Raw genomic sequence first — 6,603 nt, 5'->3', positions numbered from 1 at the left:
CTTGGTCATCGAATAGGCGCCCGAGATGACGGCTTGGGAGGCGATCACGGTGGCCATGGTGGCGAGGACCACCGCGGGCAGCAGCCATGCCTGTGGAAAGAGTCGGAAGAACGGGTTCTCCAAGGCGCTGGGGTCGCGCATAAGCATGGCGCTCTGGCCGAAGTAGTTGAGCGTGAGCGAGGGCAGCACCAGCCCCAGCCAGGCCAGGCGAATCGGCTGCTTGCCGAAGTGCCCCATGTCGGCGTAGAGCGCTTCCGCGCCGGTGATCGCGAGCACGATGGCCCCCACGGCGGCAAACACCTGCCAGCCGCGCTCGATCAGGAACGCCCAGGCATGCAGCGGATTGAAGGCGGCCAGGATCGCCGGCTGCTGCCGAATCTGCACGACGCCCGTCACTGCCAAGGTAATGAACCAGACGACGATCACCGGACCGAACAGCTTGCCCACCAGCCCCGTGCCATGGCGCTGCACGACGAACAGGCCGACGAGCACGCCGATGCTCACCGGCAGCACGTAGGGCTTGAGCACCGGCGTGACAACCTCCAGCCCTTCGACTGCACTGAGCACGGAGATCGCCGGCGTGATGACGCTGTCGCCGTAAAACAGCGCCGCACCGAACAGGCCCACCAGCAACAACAAGGTGCGGCGCTGCGCGGTGGTGCCCGCGGCGTGCGCCGCCAGCGCCGTGAGCGCCATGATGCCGCCCTCGCCGCGGTTGCCCGCGCGCAGGATGAGAAGCACGTACTTGAGCGTGACCACCATCATCAGCGCCCAGAAGATGACGGAGGCCGCGCCGATCAGATGCGCGGCATCCAGCGGCACGCCCGTGCCCGGGCTGAAGACTTCCTTGATCGTGTACAGCGGACTGGTGCCGATGTCACCATAAACCACGCCGATGGCGCCGAGGGTCAGTGGAACGAGGGCCTGCCGTTCTTGCTTGGGGTCCATGAAGGGGCATTCATTGCGGGGTCCCCGCGTTATATACAGGCGCGCATAAGGATTTCGTAAAGACGCGTCTTGCCGCGGCGCCGGGTCGCCGCTTTCGCCGGGCAACGCTTATGCCTTCTTTACGCGCGAGCGCCGAATCTTGGCGGCATCTTGATGCGTGGTTTTCTAGGATGCCCTGCATCTCGTGAACGAAAGCATCCGATGGACGTCGTGTATCTCGCACTCGCTGCCGCACTGTGGCTTCTGATGGTCGGCATGGTCTTGGGCTGCGCCAAGCTCCAGGGGCCGCAGCGATGAACTGGATGGTCGTGCTCGGCAGCGTGGTGTCGGTCGCTTTGCTGGGCTACCTGGTGGCCGCCCTGCTCCAACCGGAGAAGTTCTCGTGACGGCCCATGCCTGGATCCTGTTGGCCGTCTACGGCGTCGCGCTGGTGACGCTCGCCGTTCCCATCGGCCGCTACATGGCCACGGTGATGCAAGGCGAGCTACGCATGTCGCAACGCATCGAGTCGCCGCTGTACCGCCTGTACGGCGTGGATCCCAAGGTCGAGATGGGATGGGTGCAGTACGCACTGGCCCTCCTGCTGTTCAACGCGCTCGGCCTTTTCGCGGTCTACGCATTGCAGCGCGCACAGGCGTGGCTGCCGCTGAATCCCCAGGGCCTGGCCAACGTCTCGCCCGACTCGTCGTTCAACACCGCCGTCAGCTTCAGCACCAACACGAACTGGCAGGGCTATGGCGGCGAGTCGACCATGAGCTACCTGTCGCAGATGCTGGGCCTGGCAGTGCAGAACTTCCTGTCCGCCGCCACCGGCATCGTCGTCGTCATCGCGCTGGTCCGCGGCTTCGCGCGCCACAGCGCCGAGGGAATCGGCAACGCCTGGGTCGACCTCACGCGCATCACGTTGTGGGTGCTGCTGCCCTTGTCGTTCGTCGTCGCGCTGTTGCTGGTGCAGCAAGGGGTGGTGCAGAGCTTCGACGCCTACAAGGAGGTCCAGACGCTCGAAGCGGTGAAGTACCAGGAGGCCAAGCTCGGCCCGGACGGCCAGCCGCTAAGGGATGCCGCCGGTGCGCCGGTACTGGAGGACAAGACCCGCGACACGCAGACGCTGCCGCTGGGCCCGGCGGCAGCGCAGATCGCCATCAAGCAGCTCGGCACCAACGGCGGCGGCTTCTTCAATGCGAACTCTGCGCACCCCTACGAGAACCCCACGCCCTTGTCGAACTTCGTCGAGATGCTCGCCATCCTGCTCATCCCTGCAGCGCTGTGCTTCACCTTCGGCCACATGGTCGGCGACAGGCGCCAGGGCTGGGCCGTGTTTGCGGCCATGGCGCTGATCTTCGCGGTGCTCACCGTGCCGGCGATGTGGGCCGAGCAGCAAGGCAACCCGCGGGTCGCTGCCGTGCACGTTGACCAGTCGGCCACGCCGCAGCAGCCCGGCGGCAACATGGAAGGCAAGGAAGCGCGCTTCGGCATCGCGGACTCGGCGCTGTGGGCGTCGGCCACGACGGCCGCATCCAACGGCTCGGTCAACTCGATGCACGACTCGTATACGCCGCTGGGCGGGCTCATTCCCCTGGTCAACATCCAGCTGGGCGAGGTCGTTTTCGGCGGCGTCGGCTCGGGGCTGTACGGCATGCTGGTGTTCGCGATCCTCGCGGTCTTCGTGGCGGGCCTGATGATCGGGCGCACGCCCGAGTACCTGGGCAAGAAGATCGAGTCGTTCGAAATGAAGATGAGCTCGATCATCATCCTCATCGTGCCGCTGCTGGTACTCGGCGGCACGGCCGTCGCGGTAATGACCGACGCAGGCCGCGCCGCGGTGGCCAACCCCGGCGCGCATGGGTTCTCCGAGATCCTCTATGCGTTCAGCTCCGCGGGCAACAACAACGGCAGTGCCTTCGCGGGCCTGGGCGCCAACACGCCGTTCTACAACGTGATGCTGGGCATCGCGATGTGGCTGGGCCGCTTCGGCGTGATCGTGCCGGTGCTGGCGATCGCCGGCTCGCTGGCCGCCAAGAAGCGCATCGCCGCGACCGAAGGAACCTTGCCGACGCACGGGCCGCTGTTCGTTCTCCTGCTGATCGGCACGGTGCTGCTGGTCGGCCTGCTCAACTACGTGCCGGCGCTCGCGCTGGGTCCGATCGTCGAGCACCTGGTGCTTTGGAAATGAGTCGCCCATGAGCCGCCGAGCCGCTCCCAAGTCGAATTCCGCAGTGCGCAGTACGGAGGATGCCCAATGAGCCGCCAGACATTCACACTGTTCGACCCTGCGCTGGTCAGGCCCGCGGTGGTCGATGCGTTCAAGAAGCTCGACCCGCGCGTGCAATGGCGCAATCCCGTGATGTTCGTCGTCTACATCGGCAGCATCATCACCACGGCGCTGTTCGCGCAGGCGATCTTCGGCAAGGGCGAGGCGCCAGCCGGCTTCGTGCTGGCGATCGCGCTGTGGCTGTGGTTCACCGTGCTGTTCGCGAACTTCGCCGAGGCGCTGGCCGAAGGACGAAGCAAGGCGCAGGCCGCCTCGCTGCGCAGCCTGAAGAAGCAGACCTGGGCCAAGAAGCTCGAAGAGCCGCGCCACGGTGCGAAGTGGCACCCGATCGAGTCGTCCGATTTGCGCCGCGGCGATGCCGTGGTGGTGATGGCGCACGACGTCATTCCCGCCGATGGCGAGGTGATCGAAGGCGTCGCCTCGGTCGACGAGAGCGCGATCACCGGCGAGTCCGCGCCGGTGATCCGCGAGAGCGGAGGCGACTTCTCGGCCGTGACGGGCGGCACGCGGGTGCTGTCGGACTGGATCGTCGTGCGCGTCACGGTGAACCCCGGCGAGACCTTCGTCGACCGCATGATCGCGATGGTGGAGAGTGCCAAGCGCCAGAAGACGCCCAACGAGATCGCCCTCACCATCTTGCTGGTCGCGCTGACCATCGTGTTCCTCGGCGTGACGGTGACGCTGCTGCCGTTCTCGCTGTACAGCGTCGAGGTGGCCAAGACGGGCGCGCCGATCACGATCACCGTGCTCATCGCCTTGCTGGTGTGCCTGATCCCGACCACAATCGCCGGGCTGCTGTCGGCCATCGGCGTGGCCGGCATGAGCCGCATGATGCAGGCCAACGTGATCGCCACCTCCGGCCGCGCCGTCGAAGCGGCCGGAGACGTCGACGTGCTGCTGCTCGACAAGACCGGCACCATCACGCTGGGCAACCGGCAGGCGTCTGCGTTCCTGCCGGCGCCGGGGGTCAAGGAGAGCGAGCTGGCCGACGCGGCACAGCTGGCCTCGCTGGCCGACGAGACCCCCGAAGGGCGCAGCATCGTCGTGCTGGCCAAACAGAAATTCAACCTGCGCGAGCGCGACCTGCAGTCGCTGAACGCGAGCTTCGTGCACTTCTCGGCGCAGACGCGCATGAGCGGCGTGGACCTTCCCCTCGCGGTGCCGGCCCAGATGGTCGTGGGCGGCAACCACACGCCGCTCCAGGTGCGGCAGGTGCGCAAGGGCGCCGCCGATGCGATTCGCCGGTATGTCGAAGCGCTGGGTGGCACCTTCCCGAGCGCACTGGCCACGGCGGTCGCCGACGTGGCACGCCGCGGCAGCACGCCGCTGGTGGTCGCCGACGGCACGAAGGTGCTTGGCGTCATCGAGCTCAAGGACATCGTCAAGGGCGGCATCAAGGAACGCTTTGCCGAACTGCGCCGCATGGGCATCAAGACGATCATGGTCACCGGCGACAACCGGCTCACCGCGGCCGCCATCGCGGCCGAGGCGGGCGTCGACGACTTCCTGGCCGAGGCCACGCCCGAGCAGAAGCTCTCGCTCATTCGCCGCCACCAGGCCGAAGGTCGGCTGGTGGCGATGACCGGCGACGGCACGAACGACGCTCCCGCCCTCGCACAGGCCGATGTGGCGGTGGCCATGAACTCCGGCACCCAGGCGGCGAAGGAGGCCGGCAACATGGTCGACCTCGACAGCAATCCGACCAAGCTGATCGAGGTGGTGGAGACCGGCAAGCAGATGCTGATGACGCGCGGGTCGCTCACCACCTTCAGCATCGCCAACGACATCGCGAAGTACTTCGCGATCATTCCGGCGGCGTTCGTCACCACCTATCCGCAACTGGGCGCACTGAACGTGATGCGGCTGGCGAGCCCGTCGTCGGCGATCTTGTCGGCGGTGATCTTCAACGCGCTGATCATCATCTTCCTGATGCCGCTCGCGCTGAAAGGCGTGGTGTACCGGCCCCTGGGCGCCGCCGTGCTGCTGCGACGCAACCTGCTGGTCTATGGCTTGGGCGGCGTCATCGTCCCCTTCGTCGGCATCAAGTTCATCGACCTGATGCTGAGCGTGCTCGGCCTCGCCTGATCCCGGACCAAGCCATGAAAACTCTTCTGCGCCCTGCCTTCGTGCTGTTCGTGCTCATGACCGTGCTGACTGGCATCGTCTACCCCTTGGCCGTGACAGGCATTGCCAAGGCGGCCTTCCCGGACCAGGCGTCGGGCAGCCTCGTGTTCAGGGACGGAAAGCCCGTGGGCTCCGCCCTCATCGGACAGAGCTTCAGCGACCCGAAGTACTTCTGGAGCCGGCCGTCGGCCACCAGCCCGATGCCCTACAACGGGTTGAGCTCCGGCGGCTCGAACCTGGGCCCCCTGAACCCCGCACTGACCGATGCCGTGAAGACCCGCATCGACGTGCTGAAGGCCGGCGACCCGACGAATGCGCTGCCGATCCCGGTGGACCTGGTCACCGCCTCGGCGAGCGGACTCGATCCGCACATCAGCCTGGCCGCGGCCCACTACCAGGCCGCACGGGTGGCGCGTGCGCGTGGCCTGGCCCTTGTGACCGTCCAGTCGCTCATCGCGACACACACGCAGGATCGGTGGCTGGGCGTGCTGGGCGAGGTCCGCGTGAACGTGCTGGCGCTGAATCTGGACCTCGACAGGGTCGCCGTGCGGTGATATGACCCGTCGATGAACGCCGACAGCCGCCCCGATCCTGACGAGCTTCTGGCGCGCCTCAAGCAAGAGGAAGCGCAGGCGAAGCGCGGCAGATTGAAGATCCTATTCGGCGCGTCGGCGGGCGTGGGCAAGACCTACGCGATGCTGTCGGCCGCACGTGCGCTCAAGCCCAATGTCGACACCGTCATCGGCGTGGTCGAGACCCACGGCCGCGCCGAGACCGAAGCCCTGGTGTCCGGATTCGAGCGTCTGCCGCTCAAGGAGGTGAGCTACCGCGACCGCACGCTGAAGGAGTTCAACCTCGACGGTGCGCTCAAGCGCAAGCCCCGCCTGATCCTCGTGGACGAATTGGCGCATTCCAACGTGCCGGGGTCGCGCCATCCGAAGCGCTGGCAGGACGTCGACGAGCTGCTCGATGCGGGCATCGATGTGTGGTCGACGATGAACGTCCAGCACCTGGAAAGCCTCAACGATGTCGTGAGCGGCATCACCGGCATCCGTGTCTGGGAGACGGTGCCCGATCACGTCTTCGACCGCGCCGACGAAGTCGTGATCGTCGACCTGTCGCCGGACGAACTGCTGCAGCGGCTGAAGGAAGGCAAGGTCTACATGCCGCAGCAGGCCGAGCATGCGGTGCGCAACTTCTTTCGCAAGGGCAACCTGATCGCGCTGCGCGAGCTCGCCCTGCGCCGAACGGCGGATCGG

The 6,603-nt window shown here is 66.6% G+C and carries 5 protein-coding genes and 1 pseudogene; 5 read left to right on the top strand and 1 reads right to left on the bottom strand.

The window, feature by feature from the left end; genetic code table 11:
* Positions 1-948 (bottom strand): KUP/HAK/KT family potassium transporter (locus VJ693_RS01985; RefSeq protein ID WP_324151788.1); only part of this gene is annotated, 948 nt, incomplete at its 3' end.
* Positions 949-1,241: 293 nt separating this feature from the next.
* Between VJ693_RS01985 and kdpF the strand changes: the two genes are divergently transcribed.
* From kdpF to VJ693_RS01960, 5 genes and pseudogenes are all read left to right on the top strand, one after another.
* The gene (kdpF, locus tag VJ693_RS01980) at positions 1,242-1,334 is read left to right on the top strand and encodes a K(+)-transporting ATPase subunit F (protein WP_324151787.1); all 93 of its coding nucleotides are present in this window, start codon (positions 1,242-1,244) and stop codon (positions 1,332-1,334) included.
* The gene (kdpA, locus tag VJ693_RS01975) at positions 1,331-3,121 is read left to right on the top strand and encodes a potassium-transporting ATPase subunit KdpA (RefSeq protein ID WP_324151786.1); all 1,791 of its coding nucleotides are present in this window, start codon (positions 1,331-1,333) and stop codon (positions 3,119-3,121) included. The genes kdpF and kdpA overlap by 4 nt, the downstream gene beginning before the upstream one ends.
* A gap of 66 nt (positions 3,122-3,187) precedes the next feature.
* Positions 3,188-5,305, top strand: a complete 2,118-nt coding sequence (gene kdpB, locus VJ693_RS01970) for a potassium-transporting ATPase subunit KdpB (protein WP_324151785.1) — start codon at positions 3,188-3,190, stop codon at positions 5,303-5,305.
* Between the two features lie 14 nt (positions 5,306-5,319).
* Entirely contained in the window at positions 5,320-5,898 is a 579-nt protein-coding gene (kdpC, locus tag VJ693_RS01965) for a potassium-transporting ATPase subunit KdpC (protein ID WP_324151784.1), read from the top strand.
* Positions 5,899-5,910: 12 nt separating this feature from the next.
* Positions 5,911-6,603: pseudogene (locus VJ693_RS01960) on the top strand (two-component sensor histidine kinase); the annotation flags it as partial.

It is taken from the genome of Ideonella sp. (assembly GCF_035254525.1).
Lineage (GTDB): Bacteria > Pseudomonadota > Gammaproteobacteria > Burkholderiales > Burkholderiaceae_C > Ideonella.
Note: the sequence above shows the minus strand (reverse complement) of the source record. Positions and strands in the feature narration are given on the sequence as shown.